Annotated in this window: 8 protein-coding genes and 1 tRNA gene; 3 read left to right on the top strand and 6 right to left on the bottom strand. The window is 46.6% G+C overall.

All coding sequences use genetic code 11. The features are described 5' to 3' along the window. Positions 1-8: 8 nt before the first annotated feature. Complete coding sequence (locus tag ACT6NU_RS06195; protein WP_445383593.1) at positions 9-440, bottom strand: RpiB/LacA/LacB family sugar-phosphate isomerase; 432 nt, start codon at positions 438-440, stop codon at positions 9-11. A 592-nt stretch (positions 441-1032) separates the two neighbouring features. On the opposite strand from ACT6NU_RS06195, the gene rnr reads away from it, so the two are divergent. Genes rnr through ACT6NU_RS06180 form a run of 3 tightly spaced genes read left to right on the top strand, consistent with a single transcriptional unit; the run spans position 1033 to position 4611 of the window. Further along, positions 1033-3216, top strand: coding sequence for a ribonuclease R (gene rnr / locus ACT6NU_RS06190; RefSeq protein WP_445383592.1), 2184 nt, complete (start codon positions 1033-1035; stop codon positions 3214-3216). A gap of 39 nt (positions 3217-3255) precedes the next feature. Further along, positions 3256-3939: a head GIN domain-containing protein gene (locus ACT6NU_RS06185; RefSeq protein WP_445383591.1), complete on the top strand. Its 684-nt coding sequence runs from the start codon at positions 3256-3258 to the stop codon at positions 3937-3939. Between the two features lie 6 nt (positions 3940-3945). After that, positions 3946-4611: a LysE family translocator gene (locus ACT6NU_RS06180; protein WP_445383590.1), complete on the top strand. Its 666-nt coding sequence runs from the start codon at positions 3946-3948 to the stop codon at positions 4609-4611. A gap of 30 nt (positions 4612-4641) precedes the next feature. On the opposite strand, the gene ACT6NU_RS06175 is transcribed toward ACT6NU_RS06180, so the two are convergent. The 5 genes from ACT6NU_RS06175 to ACT6NU_RS06155 all read right to left on the bottom strand — a co-directional run bounded on the left by ACT6NU_RS06175 (position 4642) and on the right by ACT6NU_RS06155 (position 21847). Next, positions 4642-4712 (bottom strand) — tRNA-Cys (locus tag ACT6NU_RS06175). Positions 4713-4760: 48 nt separating this feature from the next. Next, entirely contained in the window at positions 4761-5120 is a 360-nt protein-coding gene (gene folB / locus ACT6NU_RS06170; RefSeq protein ID WP_445383589.1) for a dihydroneopterin aldolase, read from the bottom strand. A 47-nt stretch (positions 5121-5167) separates the two neighbouring features. Continuing rightward, positions 5168-6118 (bottom strand): PorP/SprF family type IX secretion system membrane protein, encoded by a 951-nt coding sequence (locus ACT6NU_RS06165; protein WP_445383588.1) that lies wholly within the window; start codon positions 6116-6118, stop codon positions 5168-5170. A gap of 18 nt (positions 6119-6136) precedes the next feature. Next, on the bottom strand, positions 6137-19612 hold the full coding sequence (locus tag ACT6NU_RS06160) for a T9SS type B sorting domain-containing protein (RefSeq protein WP_445383587.1): 13476 nt from the start codon (positions 19610-19612) through the stop codon (positions 6137-6139). After that, positions 19613-21847: a PorP/SprF family type IX secretion system membrane protein gene (locus ACT6NU_RS06155; RefSeq protein ID WP_445383586.1), complete on the bottom strand. Its 2235-nt coding sequence runs from the start codon at positions 21845-21847 to the stop codon at positions 19613-19615. Between the last annotated feature and the right edge of the window lie 3 nt (positions 21848-21850).

Genomic DNA, 21850 nt, shown 5'->3' with positions numbered 1-21850 from the left:
CGCCCCTTTCAATAACAAGGAATCTTATCTATTCTTCTTTGATGCCTACCTCCCTCAAAAGGAGTGTTTAAAAAGGTCTTTACCATGTCCAGTGCCTGGGGAATCGCAATAAAACGCGCTGGCAAACTTAAAATATTGGCATTATTGTGTTCTCGTGCCAGGGATACGATCTCCTTATTCCAGCATAAGGCAGCCCTCACTTTCTGGTGTTTATTAGCAGTCATGGTGGCGCCATTGCCACTGCCACAAATTATAATTCCAAAATCTGCCTTCCCTGAAGACACATCTTCGGATACCGGATGAATAAAGTCTGGGTAATCTACACTGTCTGTACCGTCTGTGCCATAATTTTCAACTTCAATATCCATTGATTTTAACAATCCGATAATGGCCAGCTTGTATTCTGTGCCTGCGTGGTCATTCCCAATTGAAATTTTCATTTGCTTCTATTTATCACTCCTATAAAGGTACAAAACCGATTTTGAATCATCCGAAACAGGACTGTTAACAATAAAAAAGATGTTTAATCTAAAGTATTAGTTATGAATAACTTAAAAAAGTGGAATGCTGTTCAGAAATTTGAATAACTATTTAATAATTACATTTTGATTTCAGCCGGAATTTCTCCATTGTAAAATTAAATACCTAATTGCAACAGTTATTCTAAAAATTTATCAGGAATTGAACAACACTTTTTTAGAAGAAATAAACAAAAAGATTCTGTAATTTTTTAAAGAAAACATTGTTTAATGACGTTATTAAGATTCGTTAATAAGTGATTTAAATAGCTGATCCTGATCCTTTTCATATTTTAAAGACTGTCGATATGTTTTTAACAGTGGATAAATCAAATTTTCAACTGGAATTTTTTACCGCAATTAACAAGCAATCATAATAGAACATTTTATTTATTTTAATAAAAGAATATATAATGATTAATATAAGAATGTTTATTTCTTAACAGCGCATTATGAGGGCTATAACGGACTGCTGCCAATATTATTCGTAATTTGCGCCGAAATAAAAAGATTAATGTCGAAGAAAAAGAAAAGGGCAACAAATCATCTGAATAACGAAGTTACTAAAGGAATATTTACGGTTTTAGAAGCAGATCCAAAAAGCAGCTATAACTACAAACAAATTGCTTCCAAACTTGAAATCACAGATACAGAAAGACGCAATATCCTCATCAAGAAATTAGAGCAATTAACTGCTAAAGACAGGATTGAAAAAGTATCAAGAGGTAAATTCAAAGCGAAACATACCCCTGAGACTTATATAGGTGTTGTGGATGTAAATTCACAGGGAAATGCCTATATCACTACAGAGGAGTTGGATCAGGATATATTTATTAACTATCCGAATATAAATAGAGCCTTTCATAAAGATACCGTTGAGGTACAACTGTTCCAGAAACGAAAAGGAAGCCGGCCGGAAGGAAAGATCACACGTATCATCAGCCGGAAGAAAACCAGTTTTGTAGGGATAGTGGATCTGTATAAATCATTTGCGTTTATCCGCCCAACGGACAACCGAATGTATACCGATATTTTTGTTTCACTGTCAGATCTTAATGGTGCCCAGAACCATGAAAAGGTAGTTGTTGAAATCACAAGTTGGCCGGATGATGCCGATTCTCCCTACGGAAAGATTACCGAAATACTTGGAAAGCCTGGTGAGCACGATACTGAAATACATTCTATCCTGGCAGAATACGGTTTACCATACACTTTTCCTGCAGAAGTGGAAAGGGATGCAGATAAGCTGGATACACGAATACAAGCGTCAGAAATTGCTAAAAGAAAAGACCTGAGGGATGTGCTTACCTTTACCATAGATCCAAAGGATGCTAAAGATTTTGACGATGCACTTTCTTTCAGAAAGCTTGAAAATGGGAATTTTGAAGTTGGAATTCATATTGCAGATGTATCCCATTACGTGCAACCTGATACGCTCCTTGAGGAGGAGGCCTATAACCGGGCTACTTCAGTATACCTGGTAGACAGGGTGGTACCTATGCTTCCTGAAATTCTATCGAATAATGCCTGTTCCCTGAGACCCAAAGAAGATAAACTTACTTTCTCAGCTATTTTCGAGCTGAGCCCTCAGGCAGAGATCCGCAATCAGTGGTTCGGTAGAACGGTTACACATTCTGATGAGCGGTTTGCTTATGAGGAAGCGCAGCATGTAATTGAAAGCAAAAAAGCAGATATTCCAGCAGATATTTCAATTCGCGGGGAGAGTTACCGTATTGCTGATGAGGTGGTAGAGGCTATACAGACCATGGACCGTCTTGCAAAAACAATGCGAAAAAAACGGATGGATCAGGGTGCTATTTCCTTTGATAAGTTAGAGGTCAAATTTAAACTTGACAAAGATAATGAACCAGTAGGGGTATACTTTAAAGAAAGCAAGGATGCTAATAAGCTCATTGAAGAATTTATGCTGCTGGCCAATAGAAAAGTAGCTGAGTTTATAGGAAAACAGCAACCTCAGAAGACTTTTATATATCGGATTCACGACCAGCCGGACGAAGATAAGCTTATAGCCCTTAATGGGATAGTCAAACGTTTTGGGCACCAGCTGAATTTTAAAAATAAAAAGGCGCTCAACAGTTCTCTGAATCAGTTATTGGAGGATGTAAAAGGGCAAAAAGAACAGAACCTGGTAGATACACTGGCCATTCGCAGCATGAGTAAGGCTGTGTACAGTACGGACAACATAGGGCATTACGGCCTGGCTTTTGACTATTATACCCATTTTACCTCTCCTATCAGGCGCTATCCGGATGTAATGGTACATCGGCTGTTGCAGCATTATCTGGAAGGTGGAAAACCCCCTAAATCTGAAGAGTATGATGAAAAATCAAAGCACTCTTCAGAAATGGAGAGTCTTGCAGCCAGTGCAGAGCGGGATTCTATAAAATACATGCAGATTAAATTTATGGAAGACCACCGTGACAGTCCCTTTAAGGGCGTTATTTCCGGGGTTACCGAATGGGGGATTTATGTGGAGATCATCGAAAACAAGTGTGAAGGTATGGTGCGGATACGGGATATAAAAGACGATTATTATACCTTTGATGAGAAACAGTATGCCCTGGTGGGGGAACGAAAAGGCAAAATGTATCAACTCGGAGACGAGGTAACCGTGATGGTTAAAAATACCGACCTAGTAAAACGCCACCTGGACTTTAGCCTGGTACTGGAGAAATAATCCAAACCAACCCGGGAATAAACAACAAACAGAATGTATTTGTACCGTAAAACATTCTTAATAGCAATACTCCTATTGGTTTTTTCGGGCCAGCGGGCACTCATAGCCCAGAGTACACAAGAGCTGGAATCGTTTCGGGAGATAAAGGTTTTTGACGGGATCTCTGTGTCTTTGATTCGCAGCGACAGAAATGAAGCGGTTATCAGGGGTGCGAACACCGAACAGGTCGCCATTGTGAATAATGACGGGGTACTGAAGATCCGGATGCAGATCACAAAGATATTCAGCGGCTACCGGACTTTTGTGGATGTTTACTATAAAGAACCCATATTGGTAATAGATGTAAATGAAGATGCCCGAATTGTTTCCGAAGGCCTTATCAAACAAGAGGTGCTGGAAGTAAAGGCCCAGGAAGGAGGAGAGATAAGGGTGAAGGCAGATGTTACCCAGTTTCTGGTGAAAGCGGTGTCCGGGGGTATTATTACTGCGGATGGAAAATCTCAAAACCAGGACGTACAAATCAATACCGGAGGGATATATAACGGAAAAGCTTTTAAAACCGATTTCTGTACGGTAAATGTAAATGCAGGCTCTACTGCAGAAATTAACGCTACCGACTATGTTCAGGCTACGGTAAAAGCCGGGGGAAAGGTTTTTGTATTTGGTAATCCGGCTAAAATGGACGAAAAAACAGTATTTGGGGGAACTATTAAAAGGATGTAAGCCACTATGATAGAGGATATACAGGCAGCGATACCACTGGGCTTTTTACTGGCCTTTATGGTAGGGCCTGTATTCTTTGTACTGCTGGAGACCGCGGCTACCAAAGGCTTTCGTGCCGGTTTGGCTTTGGACCTGGGGGTTGTTCTGGCCGACATATTTTTTTTGGTAATCGCTTACTTTTCCAGTTTTCAACTCCTTGAAAACCTCAGCAACCAGCCGGGATTGTACGTTTTTGGAGGTGTTATTTTGCTGGTATACGGGATTACAACTTTTTTCAGATCCGATTTTAAAGGAAAAGAACCCCGAATTGTCACCAAAGGCACGGACTACCTGGGCTTGTTTGTAAAAGGGTTCCTTCTGAATTTTATCAATATAGGAGTTCTGGTTTTCTGGTTGGGCGTAATTATCATTGTGGGCCCAAGCCTGGACAACCAGCCTGACCGTATCATCACTTTCTTTTCTGCTATGCTCGGGGCTTATCTGACTACGGATATCCTCAAAATATTACTTGCTAAACAGTTGCGTAAAAAACTTACCCGGGAACGAATTGGAATAGTTAAGAAAATCCTTGGGGTTGTACTCATCATTTGTGGCATTGTAATGATTATTAAGGGATTTTTACCCAAAGACAAACTCAGTATAGAGAAGGGAATCGAACTTATTAATGAATAAAAAAACCCCGAATTTCTTCAGGGTTTTCTGAGGCATCGAGCGGATTCGAACCGCTGTACAAGCTTTTGCAGAGCTGTGCCTAGCCACTCGGCCACGATGCCTTTAAAAAGTGCACAAAGTTACTATTTTTTCGCGCTTCCTAAAATATCTCAGCGCTTTTTCGAAAGACAAACGCTAACCTGCTGCACATCTCCGCCCAGTGGTGGGTTTATTTTGGAGACTGCGACCTCGGCATAGCCTACGGCCGGCTCCTCTTCAAAGATCCGATCCAGGATGCGCATGGCTACATTTTCCAGCAATTTAGAACGTTTGTGCATTTCATCAGTAACAATTTTGTTGAGCAGCACATAATCCACGGTATCCGACAAGGAATCGGTTTTGGCGGACCTGGAAAGGTCTGCGCCCACCGTTAGGTCTACCCGGTAATCCGAGCCAATCAGGGACTCTTCTTCCAGGCAGCCATGATAGGCGTATACCCGGATATTTTTAAGTTCAATTAAGCCTTCCATAGAACTGCAAAGCTAGTGCAAAAAAGCAAAAGGAAGCGGAAGAAAGATCAATAGGTGCAACGGCAGTTACTAAGGCCCTGAAAGAGGTCCATTCCCACTGTAATAACGTGGGTACCATAACTAAAAGCCAGAATTTCATTCAAAATAACCTGGAAGGAGTACCCAAAGTAAAAATTACTCTTTTTAAACCCGACGAAGGGTGCGATATAGAGCGGTTTTCCGATTTGGTCATTCAGGAAGCGATAGTTAACACCCCCGTAGTAATAATCTTCAAAATCATAAAGCCGGACCTTCATGTTAAGGTCGGTTTCAGAACGCCCGTCACTTTCAAAGAGCTTATACAGCACCGAGGGTTCAATCTCAACCCGGCTATTTTTGTTTTTTGAATAGCGAAAACCGGTATAGACGTAATAATTCCGAAGCTGGTTAGGCTCAAACACAGGGTTAAAGCTTCTCAGGTCCTTATCGAGTAAATTGGACGCATTCACACTCACGTAAAACTTGTTTTTACGGTACATAACCCCAACATCAAAGTTGTGGTTGCTGGTTGAGCGGTCGTCCGTTACGGAAGGATCTCCGTTAAGGTTCTGGAATTCTTCTATATCAATCCTGAACTGGTTGAAGTTATACGAAATTCCCAGGGAGAGGAACTCGTCTTCATAGCGGTCCAGGGTAAGGTGGTGGGCAAAGGACAGTCGCGCCCCCTGCTGCCGGGTATAACCATTCTTGTCATTGTACAGAAAGACACCCAGCCCCGATTTGTTGCCGATACGGGCATCGGCTGCCAAAGATTGGGTTTGGGGAGCATCCTTGATGCCGACCCACTGGCTGAGGCCATTGAGCCGGATCTTAACATGGTCCCCAATCCCTGCATAAGTAGGAGCCAATACGAAAGGGTTGTCTGCCAGGTACTGAGACAGCTGCGGGGAATTCAATTCCTGCGCCCCAAGGCGGAGGAAGCCCATCATCAGCACAAATATCAATAATCCCTTACGCATAGTTTATTGGCTTAAATATTATCTGTATAGGGTAAAATGCCCTACAAATTCTCTGTTGTCGCGTTCGCCATTCAATTTGATGACGTACCAGTAGTCTCCCGTTGGCAATTCTCTGCCGTCGTACATTCCATCCCAGCCCTGCATGCCATATGCGAGCTCAGCGACTACTCTACCATAACGATCATAAATTTTGATTAGTATCTCAGGGAAGCCTTCAAGATTCTCCGGAATCCAGAAATCGTTCATTCCGTCCCCATCCGGGGTAAAGAAATTCGGGATTTCAATATCGATAAATTCCATAAATATCTGAGCCTCAACGGTACAACCGTTCTGGTCCACAACCCGAACCGTAAAGGTGCCAGTTTCGGTGATATACCAGGTATTATCGGTACCATTGTCATCTTCATTGAAATAAAAGGTGTAATCAGGAACACCACCCGTGGCAATGGCCGTAATTTCATTGATATTTTGCTGCTCCAGCACCAGCGTAAGCGGGTCAAAAGCAGTGATTTCAAAGTCTATGGTCAGCACACAGCCATTGGCGTGGGAAATGGCCAGATAATGCGGTCCGGGAGCAAGGCTGCTAAAGTCTGCATCCAGTTGCATATCAGCAGGGTCGGTAGAGTCCAGGGCATACATAACATCTGCAGCTACCGAAGGATCTTCCAGCACTACTTCCAGGTAATTATCCGGCAGGTTATCAGTACACACATATATTGGGGTAACCGTAGCGTTCAAATTCACACCGGGTTCCACCTCCACAATCACATTGGTTTCACAATCCTGGGCATCCCGCACAAAGATTACATAAGTTCCTGCTGCCAGGTCCGTAAAGGTGGTCTGGGCCGGCACGAAATCTGCATCTGCATTGGAATTAAAGGCCGTTCTGTAAGGCGCTGTACCACCTGAAATGGTAATGTCTATGATGCCGTCGGCACTTCCGATACAAATCTCAGGGGTAGCAACAGCACTAACATCTAAGGGCTGTGGCTCCGTGATGGTGAATTGGAAGGGGATAAAACACCCGTTCACATCCTGAGCGATTACATCGTATACGCCAGGGGCCAGGTCGGTAAAGGTATTGATGTCATCAAACTGGTTCAGGTTCGGACTTATAGCGTAGAGGATATTGCCGGTTCCACCAGACACCTCTACTGTAATAGTTCCGTCTTCTTCTCCCGCACAGGTCACGTTGGTGAACTCTTCCCTGTCTATCTGCAGGGGAACGGGCTCCATGATGATAATCTCATTGGACACGGTCTCGCAATCCACACTGGTTACCCGAATCCAGTAACTTCCCATCGGGAGGTTGCTGAAATCTCCACTGGCCTGAGGACCTGCCAGCAGGTTGGTGAGTGCGGCATCTGTATACAATTCGTACTGGTAGTTGCCCAGGCCGCCTGTAGCTGTCGCAAACAGGGTGGCAGTAGCTTCTCCGGTACAATTAATCATTGCAGCGCTATCGTCTATATCGATCATCAATGGCACTACAGCTTCAATACTTACTTGGTTGGAAATGGTAGCCGAACAGCCGAAGGAATCCCTTACATAGTATTGATACACACCATCAGTTACAGTGAACGTATGGGTGTTTCCACCTGACATTGGCAGGAATGCCACATTATCAGTACTGTACTCATAGGGCCCTGTTCCACCAGTGGCTGTCAGGACTATTTCGGCGTTATTAGTACAGGTCATCATTGCGGTTTGCACCAGGTTACTCATAACCTCAGTGGGTTCGCTGATAGTTACCTGAACGGTTTCCACTTCGCAGCCCCAGGAGTCAGAAACTGTGATACTATAGATCCCAGCACCCAAGCCTGTAAAAGTTGGATTGATTTGGAAGCCGGAAGTGTTTTCGACCACAACTCCGGAGGCATCGTAGTAGTTCAATTGGAACTGGTAAGTTCCCGATCCACCTGCTACATTTACAGCTGTCACTTCGCCATTGGTATCACCAAAACAGCTTAGCACAGCAGGCGCTGCCGTAATATCCGCAGTTACGGGGACAGGAGGGAGTAAATCAATGGTGTCATTGTAAATACAACCACCTGCGTCGGTAACTTCAACAGTATATGAGCCTGAAGACAGACCTCCAAAAATATAATCCTGCACCCCATTAGTGGTAAACACCTGTCCGGTACCGGTATGGGTTAGCACAATATCAAAAGGAGCATAGCCACCTTCCGGATCGACCAGGATTTCACCCAGATCATCCGAACAGGTAACCGGAGCAACTTCCTGTACAATTGCTGTAAGGGCGCTAGGGGGAGACTGTATGGTAATGATATTGGAATCTGCGTTACAGAACGGGGTACCCGTCTGTGTGATTCGAACAAAATAATTCCCGCCACTCAAGCCGCCAATGACCAGTGGGTTGGTTGCTGTGGAAGCACTACCGGTAATCCCGGTGCTGGCTCCTGCGGCTTCGAAAACCTCATAATCATAGCTTCCGGTATAATCGGCAATATCCAGGGAAATGGATCCATTAGCATCCCCAAAACAGGTAACCGGCGTATTGGCCACGGCTACAGGGTCCATCAGGTCATAAGGAGGCACCACATAAGGGGCCGTATCTACATAACAGCCTGTTGTTGTATCTGTTATCCTGAACACATAGGTGTCTGGCACACTGAGTTCGAAGGTAGCCTGGTTGTAGGCTGGAGCACCCGTTTGGATTCCATTAGGGTTACCGAGGGGCAATAGCTCAAAGGTGTATACATTGCTTACATCACCGTTATCCGTTATCTCAATAAGAACAGACTCCGGATTGATACAGGTAATAGCGGTTAGCTGCGAAACGGCAGCCGTAAAGCTATTAAGGGGTTCTATAGTAACAGATGTTGTGCTGACACAACCATTGGCATCCCTGGCATATACATCAATGGTCTGAGATACTCCTGTATCTGCAACATTGAAGGTATTGCCTGTCACAAAATTCACACCGTCCATACTGTATAAGTAAGGCGCTGTTCCGCCTGAGGCGGTAACGGTTATGACAGATTCCGATACGGTGTTGTTGGCCGCACAACTAAAATCTGTTGCCGTAGCGGTAACATTCACCGGCGCAGGCTCGTCAACTACCTGTACTTGGGTTGCTTCACAGTTTCTGTCAGAAATGACGCGCACGGTATAAGAATCGGCCTGTAGCCCTGTAAACAGTGGGCTAGCCTGAGGACCACCTACAAGTGCCATGCTACTATCGTATAACTCATAGATATATGGTGGATTGTCCTGACCCGGATCCAGAGTTACCTCTATGGAACCGTCAGAGGCGCCATTACAACTTACATCCAGTGCTGATGTAGTGAATGCTACCGGCGTAGGGTCTTCTAAACTAACCGGGGCCTGGGCATCACATCCACTTCCGCTGGTGTCGAATACATATGCGGTATAAGTGCCTGGTGCGAGCCCTGTAAATACATTGGAAGCTTGTCGGGCTCCACCGGTTAGACTGGCTCCTCCTGAATCAAGCAGATCGTATTCATAGGTGCCGGAACCACCACTGGCAGTTATCGTTATCTCTCCGTCGTTTAATGCACAGGATGGCTGAACACTGGCAATAGGAGTAATCCCTAGCGGAGGCAGGATATCAATTGTGTCTGTAGCCAAACATCCATTGGCATCCCGTACGGTTACAGTATAAGTGCCCGGGGCAGTTACTGTAAAGGTGGGGCTGCTCTGGAAGCCTGTGCTAATACTGTAGGTCAATGGGGCCAGACCCGTTCCAACCACTGTAAAGTTATAGGAAGTACCGTCAGAGGTACACTGATCTGTTGCATAAGGAGGGGCTGTTACTGTTGGCAGCGGATCCTCATCAACTGTTATCGTAATAAAGGTTGTACACCCATTGGCATCCTGTACGTATACGTCGTAATCTGCAGGATAGGTAGCCGGGCTGAGGACAGCACTGGCTGAAGGTCCGAAATCTGCAGGTACCGGAACAGTGGCCGTTGGAACAAAAGCATAAGTATATGCAGGGGTTCCCCCGGCTGCCAGTACACTTACCTGGGCTCCGCCAAAACAGTTCGCATTGGTGTTTGCAATCTCGGTGAGGCTCAGAGGAGCGTCGGGTGAGGCTATAGTGATGGTATTGGAGGTTGCATCACAGAAAGGAGCATCCGTCGCAATTACCTCAACTACCAGGTTGCCAGCCGGCAGGCCGGAAACCGTCCTTGGGTTTACCGAGGTATCTGCAGCAATCACCCCTGTAACAGGAGCACCTGCATCATCGAACACCTGGTAAGTATAATTCCCGAGGTAATCGTTCACCTGGAATTCCAGTTCCCCGTTCGTATTTCCAAAACAATCAACAGGGGTTATGGCTGTTGCCACCACATCTATCAGGTCGTATGGGGCAATGGTATATGGCAGGGTAGTAAAGTAACAGCCTGTTACATTATCGGTTACCCTGAAGGTGTAATCCCCGGGGGCCGTTAAGGTAAAATCTGCCGTGTATACCCCAGCACCGGGAGACTGTGTGGGGACAGTCCCCAGTGGGAGCAAATCAAAATCAAAATCTCCGGACCCTCCGGTTACCGTTATACGTACTACTTCATCATTGGTACAGCTAATAGCTGTTATTTGTGAAACAGTAGCGTCTGTAATTTCGGGCAATGGATTAATGCTGATGTTATCTGTTGCGATACACCCATTGGCATCGCGTACCGTCAGGGTAAAGTTTTGAACCGCGCCCGTATCGGTAATGTTAAAGGTGTTTGAACTAAAGAAATTCGTTCCGTCAATACTGTACAGATAAGGAGCGGTACCACCACCTGCAGTTACGGTTATTACCGCCTGGTTTACGGAATTGTCCGGGGCACAGGCAAAATCTGTGGCGGTTGCCGCAGCCGTCACCGCAGTAGGCTCGCCAACAGTCACTAATTGATCTGCTGTACATGCCCGCCCTGAGGTCACCCGAACGGTGTAATCACCTGCCGAAAGGCCTGTAAATACAGGATTGGTCTGTACGGCTGAAAGCGGCAAGACTCCCAGGGCATCAAACAATTGATACGTATACGGCGGGTTGTCCATTCCCGGATCCAGGACCGCAGTAATGGTACCATCTGAATCCCCAATACAACTTACATCTGTAGCCGTTGCGCTAAAAGAGACGTTTGTTGGAACGGTAAGGACGACACTGGAAGAGGCATCACATCCTGTAGCAACGGTGTCATAGACAAATGCCGTATAGGTGCCGGGACCTAATCCGGTAAACAAGGGTGATAGCTGTGGCCCGCCAGTTACACTGACAGCACCCAGGAATAATTCGTATTCATAGGCTCCGGATCCGCCATAGGCCGTAAGTAATATCTGTCCGTCATTCAGGGCACAGGTAGGCTGTACCAATGCCTCGGTGGTCAGCGATGAAGGCGGGAAAATTTCAACGTTGATGGCGTTTCCGCAATTATTGGAATCTCTTACCTCTACAGTATAGTTCCCTGAATTGAGATTTGTAAAGGTGTAGGTGTCACCTGCATTTGCAAGGGTTGATGACTGAAAAGCCCCTCCGTTAAGGCTCAGGAAATAGGGTCCAACCCCGGCAACATCTAGTGTCACTTCAATTTCAAAATTACCTTCTGTAGCCAGACAATTATTGGCAACACCGGAGATAACCGGTTCCGGATCCATGCTTATAGTAATATCCAGCGGAGGCGTCATACATCCGTTAACATCCATGGCATAGGCGTCCCAGTCAGTATTTACTGCCGGATCCAGTTCTACATAGCTGCTGGCCCCAAAATCTCCAGGGACAGGCGGCACCCCGTCCTGAACAAAGGCATAGGTAAAGCCTCCGGCGCCCCCGGTAGCTTGCACGGTTACCTGGGCATCTTCATTACAGTTTGCATTATTGAGATCTACCAAATTAAAGGTAATCGGGGAAGGTTCAATTATCCTGAACTCATAAGTGTTGGAACAGAATGGACTGGTAGCTTCTTCAAAGTACAGCACATAGTCTCCGGGAGACAGACCATTAACGGTTTCCAGAGGGGTTGGGCCTCCTGCGGGCCCACTAACGGTACCGCTATTTCCTGTCGGGTTATTTGTCAGGGCTTCCAGTATGCTGTAGTTAACGTCAGTAACCGAAGCATCGAAGTTCTGGAACTGGAAAGCGATGGAGCCATTATTGTCCCCAAAGCAGGTCACATCAGTTACCGCAGGGGTTGGCACCACTTCTATGCCGGATAGGGCAGGGATGGCAACCTCTATATAACTTGTACACAGGCTTGAATTATCAATTGCCTCAAAAATATAGGTTTGCCCGGAATTCAGCCCACCGAACACTGCTTGTTCTTCCAGTGGGCCCGGACCGGCTGTTTCACTGTCAGGAGCGGTGCCGGGTCCGTAGATACTGAAAGTATAATCTCCAGATCCACCATCGGCAGATACGGTTACCGTACCGCCAGTTGCACAGTCTGCAATCACGGAAGAATCCAGGCTTAAAAATGGATTGGCTCTTACACGAACAGGGTTCTGGTAAAACTCACATCCATTGGCATCGATGATCCTTACATAGTAATCCCCGAAAAGCAGCCCATCAAAAGTTACATTGGTGCTGGGCGTATTTACGATAGGGTTGGAACCGGTTACGGGTACAATATTATTAGACTGGTCGTAAAGCGTATAGGTGAAATTAGGGGCTCCGCCACTAATGATTGAAATATCAATACTACCTGGAATATCCCCTCCACCGGGCACCCCACTACAGGATACATCGGTAACAGTAATAGTGGCGTCAAAAAGCGCCGGATCTGTAAGGGTTACACTGTCGTTAAACAAACAGTCTTTGGCATCCCGAACGGTATAGTTGTAGTTGCCGGCAGGCAATCCGGTATAAACGGTCTGATTGCTGAATCCGAGGCCATTAAAGTTTATCTCGTAAGGGGCCTGTCCGAAGTTCGGGTCTACTTCAATCTCCACAATTCCATTGGAATCGCCAAAACAGGTCGGATCTATGGTAGAGGCGGTTGCCTGAGGCAGTATCGCGGGGCTTACCGTGATAATATTGGTTAAGCCCACACAACCTTCGCTGTCGGTAATGCGGAACTGGTAGGTCCCATCCGCTGATGTGGTATAAGGGAAGCCACCAGCATAAGGGGCAAACCCACTTCCGTTGAAATCCAATTCATAGGTATAGGGGGCATAGCCACCACTGACGGTTACATCCAAAATGGCGTCGGGTGATACGGTACAGTCGATGTCTTTGGTTAGTACGGCATTACCATTTATCTGAGGTTCAATTACCTGAGCGATGGTATCTGTACAGCCGTTACTATCAGTTACGGTAAAGGTATAGTTGCCAGGAACCAGCCCCGCAAAGGTGTCGGAGGTCTGGGTGGCACCACCATTCATGCTGAAATAGTAGGGCGCCAGGCCACCAGTAACCCCAATTACTATCGTGGCTCCTGTGGCAGGGTCAAAACAGAGGTTTGAAGTGGCATCAATACTTGCAACCGGGTTGGACGGGGCCGCCAGGTTAAAAGTGTCGGACAGGACACATCCGTTTGCATCGGTTACGGTGATGGTGTAGTCGCCAACCTGGTTCAGGCCATTGAATACATTGCTGGTTTGAGGCCCCAGCACGCTGGTATCTGGCTGCTCCAACTCATAGGTATAACTTCCCCAACCTCCCGTTGCATTAATGGTAACCGATCCGTCTGCGACACAGGTCATTGGCGTTACCGTAAAGGTAAAGGAAAGGGGCAGTGCTGGTTCATTGATGGTAATCGTATCAGTATCCGTACAATTGGTGATTTCATCCGTTACCACAACAGTATGGTTTCCTGCCGGAAGCCCCGTCAGGTTAATGGTTGCGGCGGATTGGCCGGTTACTGCAGGACCTCCGTTTACAGTATAGGCATAGGTTCCGCTAAATCCGGATACATTGAAATCTGCAGCCCCGTCGGACGCTCCCACACAGGAAACATCACTAACCGGAATGCCTGTTAACTGGATAGGAGTAACCGGATTGATCGTGAAATTTTCGTCATATGAACAACCGTTGGCATCTGTTACTCTGAAGGTATAGGTGTCAGGAGCCAGTGCTGTAAATACATTGCTGGCCCCGTTGTTTACAGCTGCAGGGGCGATAATTTCATAGGTGATAGCTCCTGTTCCCCCGGTAACCGTTAGGGTTACATCTGAGGTCTGGGTTGGGCAGTTTGGCGGGGTTGCCGCAAAACTGATGTCGGTTGGAGGATCCAGTGGCGGGATCACAACCGGGGCAGTGATGAAAACACATCCATTAGCATCCCTTACAAAAACAGTGTAAGTACCATCTGTAAGGCCTGTAAACGTATCTGCAGCACCGAAGTTTACACCATCAATGCTGTAGCTGTAAGGAGCAGTACCACCGCTCACGTTCTGTGCCTGTATGCTACCGTCCTGCAGGCAGGTATAGGCCTGGATAAGGACAGCGTCGGCCGTAATCGGAGCAGGAGCCGTTAGTGTAACACTGTCTGTATAGGTACAACCCTTGGCGTCCCGTACTGTATAGGAATACGTTCCTGCCGCAAGGCCATTATAAGTCGTCTGGGCACTAAATCCGTTTCCGTCAAAATCTACCTCATAAGCTGGTGTGCCGAAGTTAGGGTCGATATTGATGGTTACGGAACCGTCTGCCGAACCGTCACAACTTGGGTTTGCGGGCGTGTGGGTTGCTACCGGGTTACTGATGGGAGCAACCTCAACACTGGTTTGGGCAACACAACCTTCCGCATCAGTAATGGTGAAGGCATAGGTGTTGGCCGCAGGGGTTGTGTAGGTAATTGTATTTCCAACTACCGGCGTGCTTGCCCCTCCATTTACTTCATAGGTGTAGGGGGCGTAGCCGCCATTGATTGTAACATCTATTACCGCATCGGGGGATGCAGAACAATCCAGTTCTTTGGTCAGAACAGCTGTTGCTGTTAGCTGGGGTTCAACTGTTACGGCAACTGAGGTTGCTGTACACCCGTTAGCATCCGTAAGCACTACTGTGTATGAACCAGGCGTCAGGTTTGTAAAGACATTATTACTTTGTGCCGGACTGCCATTGAGACTGTAGGTGTACGGTGCCGTTCCCCCGCTCGGATTAGCTGTTAAACTCACTCCATTGGCAGGATCATAGCACAGATCCGCTGAGGGGTCAAGACTTACGCTGGGTAAAGGCGGAGTATTCAGGACAAAGGTGTCCGTAAGCTCACACCCACCACCGTCACGAACGGTAATAGTATAGGTGCCGTCCTGAGTAAGCCCTGAAAACAGGGAATTTGTCTGTGGCCCCAGGATGCTGCTGTCTGGCTGCTCAAGCTCGTACTGGTATCCATCCCAACCTCCGCTGGCACTAATGCTCACATATCCATCTGTAACACAGCTGGGCTGCGTGGCTTCAAAAGTAAATGCCAGAGGGGAGGCAGGGCCTGTAACGGTAACATTGGCTAAGTCACTACAGCCGGTAGTTTCATCAAAAACCTCAACCTCATAGTCATCGGCAGTAAGCCCGGTAAGGTTGATAATGCTCCCGGACTGGCCGGTAACAGGGGTATTTCCATTAACAGTATAACTGTAGGTGGAGACAAAATTGCTTACGCGAACGACCACCCTCCCGTCGGCATCCCCAAAACAGGTTACATTGCTGAACAAAGAACCATTAGCCTGAATAGGGCTTATTTCAGGGACGGTATAGGTCTCGGTATAGCTACAACCATCCACGTCTGATACCTGGAAGGTATAGGTGCCCGCAGCCAGGTTGTTAAAGGTTGCGGTATTCCCGCTGCTGCTGTCGGGGGAAACGGATGAAGGGGCAATAATTTCAAATGTAAGGGGCTGCGCACCATTTGTGGCGGTAACAACCAAATCCCCAGTCTGAAAATTACAGTCAATATTGCTCAATGCAAAATCCAGATCTTCCGGCGGGTTGGTAGGATCTATAGTGATCGGGTTTGTAAGGAAGACACAACCATTTGCATCTACAATGGTAATATTGTAGGAGCCGGGGCTGAGAGAGGTAAAGGTCTCGGATCCCGGACCAGAAACAAAATTCACCCCATCAATACTGTATTGATAGGGGGCGGTTCCGCCGCTGACGTTCTGAGCTTCAATGATACCGCCTTGCAGACAGGTATAATCCTGAATAAGTGAAGCATCTGCATCAAGAGGGGAGGATGGGCCTGAAATGGTATAGTTTTCGAAATACTCACAAGAAGCGCTTCCCTTTCGGTAATTAACGCGTACGGTATAATCTCCCTGAGCCAGGCCATTGAATAAACCGGATGAGTTGGTCGCAATTTCCACTCCATTTTCATCTATCAGGTAGTAGGTAATCTGGTATCCGTTATCGGTAACCAGGTTATACTGTATACGGCCGGTAGCATCCCCGTAACACTGTTCGTCTATAACAGTGGTTGGGTCGTACTCCACGGGTGGCACAAAATAGATCACCACGGAGTTTGAGATATCAAAACAATTGAAGCGGTCAACTACTACAAAGGTGTAGCGTCCAGGGTTAAAAATGTCAAAAATCTGGCTGGTCTGAAATTCATTTGCGGGGATTTCAGCAGGGGAATTATATGAAATCTGGGTTACCCCACTTTCATCTACATATTCCCAGATAGCATAGGTGTGAGGGGTTTTTCCGCCCTCTGAATCCATCAGGATGTTTCCTTCCCGACAAGTGATATGCTGGGAAACCCGCGCGGTAAGCTCAAGGGTGTTATTGTCCACAACCGTTACCTGTTCGGTATAACTACAACCATCATCGGTTGTTACAGTTACGTCATAAACACCACCATTAACGTTGAAGAAATTATATTGGTTGTCATTATTCGGGCCATAGGTATCCACCACACTCCCGTTTTGGGAAATCTCATAGTAGTATTGAGGATTGGCATCATTTACGGCAATTCCAATAGACCCCAGTCCGTCACAGTCTGCCTCCACAGTTGTAACATCCACTGTGAAATCGCGCTGCAGGATACCAATATTCTCAAGATAGAAGAGGCAGCCTCCGGTTACCCCAACCTGGCGCATTTCAACTGTATACGCACCATTAGTCGCAATATCAAAGCTTGGCCCGTTATTGGCGCTGTAAGGCACAAGAACGTTTCCGGTACTGGCATCCAGCAACTGATATTCGTAATCCGCCGGCATATTGGTAACCGTAATGTTTCCGGGGGTAGTACAAAGGATGTCCTCGGAGGTATATTGGGGGTCCAGCGGATTTTTAAATACGTTAAAATAGAAACGGCTGAAACACCCATTCTGGTAGTTTATTACTACGCGGTATTCCCCTGCATCGGATGCGAGGAAATCAAAGCCGGTATCTACCTGGTTCCAGGTACAGGCTGAATTCTTGTTTGCGCAGTCATCCCCGGAATCGGCACAGCTCGCCTCATCCAATTGTTCCCATATAATGCTGGTGGCATCTGGAATATTAATTTGAATGAGCTCGGTGTCATTTTGTCCACAGAGGAAAACCTTTGGCAACAGATCCCCGTCATTTGCACAGGTAACCACCTCTCCTTCCACAGAATTTGTAGTGTCGTTAATTAGGGTGACAATTGGGTTGATTTGAGTAGCCCCGGGAAGTACCACGGTGATTATTTCCTGGAAGCCCTTACAGGGATCAGCTACTATTTTATCCACAATATATTGCCCGGCGTCTGTTACTCGAATGGTACTTGGATCCCCGTCCGGATCCCCATCGGTGATCACAGTATCCCCGGCATCAATCTGTCCATCCGAATTAATGTCGCGATACCACACATAGGAGTCAAAATTATCTCCGGCATCCAGCACAACACTATTTCCGCATAATTCAACGGTACGCGTAAAGTCACAATTTTCGAGGTCATCCAGCAAAAAGTTAGTCGCCCCCGGTGTCGCAAAACCACAATTATCAAAGTCCGACACACTGGGGTCGTCTGTAATCTGCGCACTATTCAGGTCTCCATTATAGGTGGAATAGGCCTGGTTTTGTATTAAATCAGTACACGCATCTATAAAATCGAAGCAATTTTCGGCCACACGAACCCTCATACGGATGGTATAGGCCGGATCTCCGACTTCAACCAGGTTATTGGGAATAGAGAAGAGCACTTCCCGGTTCGCGGCGTCGTAGGTATAGGTAACCCCTGCAGGCAGGTTCATTGATGCTTCGTCCAGGGTAACATTTATGGGAAGAACATCCCTTATTGTATAGTTGGTGGCATTGTCGTTCCCTACGTTTTGGAAGGTAAGAACGTAGTCCAGGTACTGCCCCAGGGTTACCCCCTGGCCGGTAATATCGTTCCCCCCTATGTCTTCAACCGTTTTCTGCAGGTTAATATCGGGCTCAATGATTTCTACAATGAATGCTGTCAGAAACGCACCATACCCATCTCCAGAGGAAGTAAACTGCAGTGTAGCGCCGGTTTCATCATTGGGCAGCACACTGTTAAAGGGGTTGCTTAATTCAAAGATATCCAGGTCAAGCCCAAGCGTATTCGTGCCGTAAGGGTTTCGTGTTGGTACCTGAGCATCATTTGTAGTGATGGTGGAATTGAAAAAGTTTGAGGATGGGTTCAGGGTTGTGCTCAAATCCGTAAAGGCCGGAAGAGAATTGGCCCGAATTCGAAAACGATCCCCGCTGATACCGCGATCTCCTTCCAGCGCCCCTACCCCAACACGGGCATTTACCGGAAAACCTGTAGGAAGCGTCCTGAAACCGTTTACGGCAACATTTACAGCAGGAACACTTCCCTGTACACCGGCATAGCCATCGAAAGTTGAAATAAACTTACCAGTTTCATTGGGGTTTTCATATATAACCACCAAAACCCAGCCGGCAGAGCTGGATCCCTGGCGAACACCCTTGGTTGCCCGGACATTTGCAACGGTATAAGTACCGTTTGGATCGGCCAGTGACTGAACAAGGGAGGTTACATTTTTATAGCATACAATAGGAGAATCTTTAAAAGAATTATTGATGTTTGACGGGTCATAACCATCAAAAATGATGTCGTCTTCATCTCCGGCCGGATCAGCTGCTGTATCTGCCGAAAGGTCGATATAACTGCCACCTGGCAAGCGGAATTTTATTTGATTCCAGTCTTCAATCCGGGGTGTTCCATCAAAAGGGGCGCTCCCATTGGTGCTTCGTTCATTAGGGTAAGTGGACGCCCAGTATAATCCTGCATAGCGCACGATGGAGCATGAAGGATCTGGAACGTTCAGGTCTGCGCTACTGGAACTAAATGTGCTAGGATCCCCATCGATATCGATGTATTCCATCCACAGGCTATTGTTGTTCTGAGTTCCATTATAGGCAGAATTGGCTTGTGATGGGTTCGATTCAGAGGCCCTGTTGAGAATATTATTCCCAACAAAAATCACATCTCCGCGAATTTCAATGTTCCCTCCACTCAGTCTTGGGCTAAATGGAACTGCTTCCTGGGAAAAGAGCATTTGCATGCCCCCAAACAGGAAGAACAATAAAAAGAACAGGTTTTTAATTAATTGGTAGAGTAATTTCATCTATGCAATAAGGTTTGGGGTGACACGCATGATCCACATTTTCTCATCATAGGTGTCATTGATTTTTGAGTAGTAGGAAATCAATGCGCTGTTCCATGTGGAATGGCGCTTGAGGTATACATAGCGATAGTTGTTTTCTGGATTGATAAAGTAACTGGCGCTCAGCCCCTGCGAATTCAAAAGCTTTACAAAGCGATTGGCATTTCTGGGGTTAGCAAACACATTTACAATTATGTAATAAGCAGAACCGGCTCCTTCAAATATGTCTCCGCGCTGGTCAAAACCCTGGGCGGCCACTTTATCCTGGACCACAACATTCTTACGAAGCACGTCAGTTTCATACTGAGCGGTTTTATCTTTGATTTTCTCACTGTTGGCAGCATAGGCCTCGTTGGAATAACGATTGTCTACATTCATTACCCACAATTGGCCATCGTAAGCTCCCCCCAGGCCACTGCGGGCTGCCTGAGCGGCTTCTTCCCAACTGTCAAAGCGGTTAATGTAAACGTATTTAAGGCCGTTATTAGGATTGTCAATATAGCTGGCATCCAGACCCTCTCCCTTGAGCTGGTCTATGAACTTGTCCATATAGTGGGTGCCTTTGTAGACATTGGCTACCAGATAATACCCGTCAGTTACATCCTGCAGGTCTTTGAATCTGCGCATCTTCACTTCCCGGGTGTTATCGGCAACAGCCGTAGCTTTACGGGGCTCGTATTTTTGGATCTTTACGGGCGGCGTTGGGACCTCAGAAGGCTTTTCTACCCTGGCAATTGCATCTTTCTGCGGTTTTACAGCCGTTGAAAGAGCGTCCTTTTCTTTTACTGGTGTTGTTTCAGCCACACGGTCCTCGTTTTGAACAACCGGCTGGCGTTCCTGGCCAACTGTTTTAACCACATCGGTTTGGGCCAGCCTTTCCGTTGGTTCAGGGGTGCGGTCTTCACGACCAACCTCTTTTTTTATACCAGGTGTTTTATTTTGTTTATTCCTTTGAGCCAGGGCGCTGGAATCATTATTGATAAAGTACATGGTCTTGGCCTTATCTTCCAGGTCCGGGCGCTTGCCCCCGGTTTCCTGACGCACCATCCGCATCACCATTTCAAAACGCTTTTCGAGGTTTCGTTGGCGGTTCTTTTCGATGGAGTCCTGACGGAACATCAACTCAGCAAGGATGGCATCATTCTCAGCCAGCTTGCTTTTCAGTTCCATGATTTCCTGATCTTTTTCAGTAAGGTCTCCGATTGGTTCCGGCTCCTCTTCATTGGACACCAGACTTTCTTCATAATCGTCTTCCAGCATTACCCGGTCTTCAGTAAGGTTTGGGGTAAAGGAATAAGCAAAAGAAATTTCGTGGGTAAGTCCGAAATTGTCAAAGTTGTTGGTAAGGCCTTTTTCCATGGTATATCCAATGGACAGCCTTTGGTTCAGGTTAAAACCGATACCGGCAGATGCCCCGTAGAAACTATCGTAGCCACCCTGCAACCATCCAATTTTTGGAAGGTCCAGTATCAGATTCCCACCTAATACCAACTCTTCATTACCTATTTTCCGAACCCTGGCGAGCGGCATCAGACGCCCCCCTTCAAAAACCCCTTCCCCATTTTCAAACTGATGGGTATATTGCAGGTGTCCGGAAAAGGTTTTGTCTGCGAAACTCGTAATGGACTCGCTGGTTTTCAGGTTGTAATCAATCAGGTTTTCGGCGTACATCCCAAAATCAATAGCTCCGAAAGAGATATTGAAACCGGGCTGGAATGTTAACAGGGAAATATCCTGAAAGCCATTTAAAAAGGGATCTACCTCCAGGGGGTTGGCGCGGCTTTCATCGTAGCCGCTACTGTAATAGGAGAGGTTTGCCCCAAAAGTGAAATTGCTTTTGTCGCTGAGTTTGATCCCATAGGCATAATTGGCAAGTACCCCATAGTTGCTGAGGGTACCTTCCCGCTGTGTATAGAGGCTCAGACCTAAACCTGAGCGGTCCCCAATCCTACCGCTATAGCTCAGGAAATAGGTTTGGTTGTTGTCATCAAAGGAAACGGCCTGGTTGCGATGTAACAGATTAATATAGGATTTATCTTCCCGTACGGTTGAAAAGGTAGGGTTGATCAAAAACCGGTTGAATTTCAACAAGTTCTGAGCGGGCACGTCATAGGCAATAAAAGGATTGTCTTCCTGGGCCCGTGCCAGAGGCAGGGCCAGGAGAAATACCATCAAGAACAGTAATCTGTGTTTCATCGT

This window comes from Robiginitalea rubriflava, from assembly GCF_052540725.1.
The sequence above is the reverse complement of the archived record's forward strand: the minus strand, read 5'-3'. Positions and strand labels throughout refer to the sequence as shown.

What these genes read in the sequence shown, in the direction of transcription:
- ACT6NU_RS06165 (WP_445383588.1), bottom strand. Translation starts at nt 6,118, where the DNA reads ATGCGTAAGGGATTATTGATATTTGTGCTGATGATGGGCTTCCTCCGC.
- ACT6NU_RS06160 (WP_445383587.1), bottom strand. Translation starts at nt 19,612, where the DNA reads ATGAAATTACTCTACCAATTAATTAAAAACCTGTTCTTTTTATTGTTC.
- ACT6NU_RS06180 (WP_445383590.1), top strand. Translation starts at nt 3,946, where the DNA reads ATGATAGAGGATATACAGGCAGCGATACCACTGGGCTTTTTACTGGCC.
- rnr (WP_445383592.1), top strand. Translation starts at nt 1,033, where the DNA reads ATGTCGAAGAAAAAGAAAAGGGCAACAAATCATCTGAATAACGAAGTT.
- folB (WP_445383589.1), bottom strand. Translation starts at nt 5,120, where the DNA reads ATGGAAGGCTTAATTGAACTTAAAAATATCCGGGTATACGCCTATCAT.
- ACT6NU_RS06195 (WP_445383593.1), bottom strand. Translation starts at nt 440, where the DNA reads ATGAAAATTTCAATTGGGAATGACCACGCAGGCACAGAATACAAGCTG.
- ACT6NU_RS06155 (WP_445383586.1), bottom strand. Translation starts at nt 21,847, where the DNA reads ATGAAACACAGATTACTGTTCTTGATGGTATTTCTCCTGGCCCTGCCT.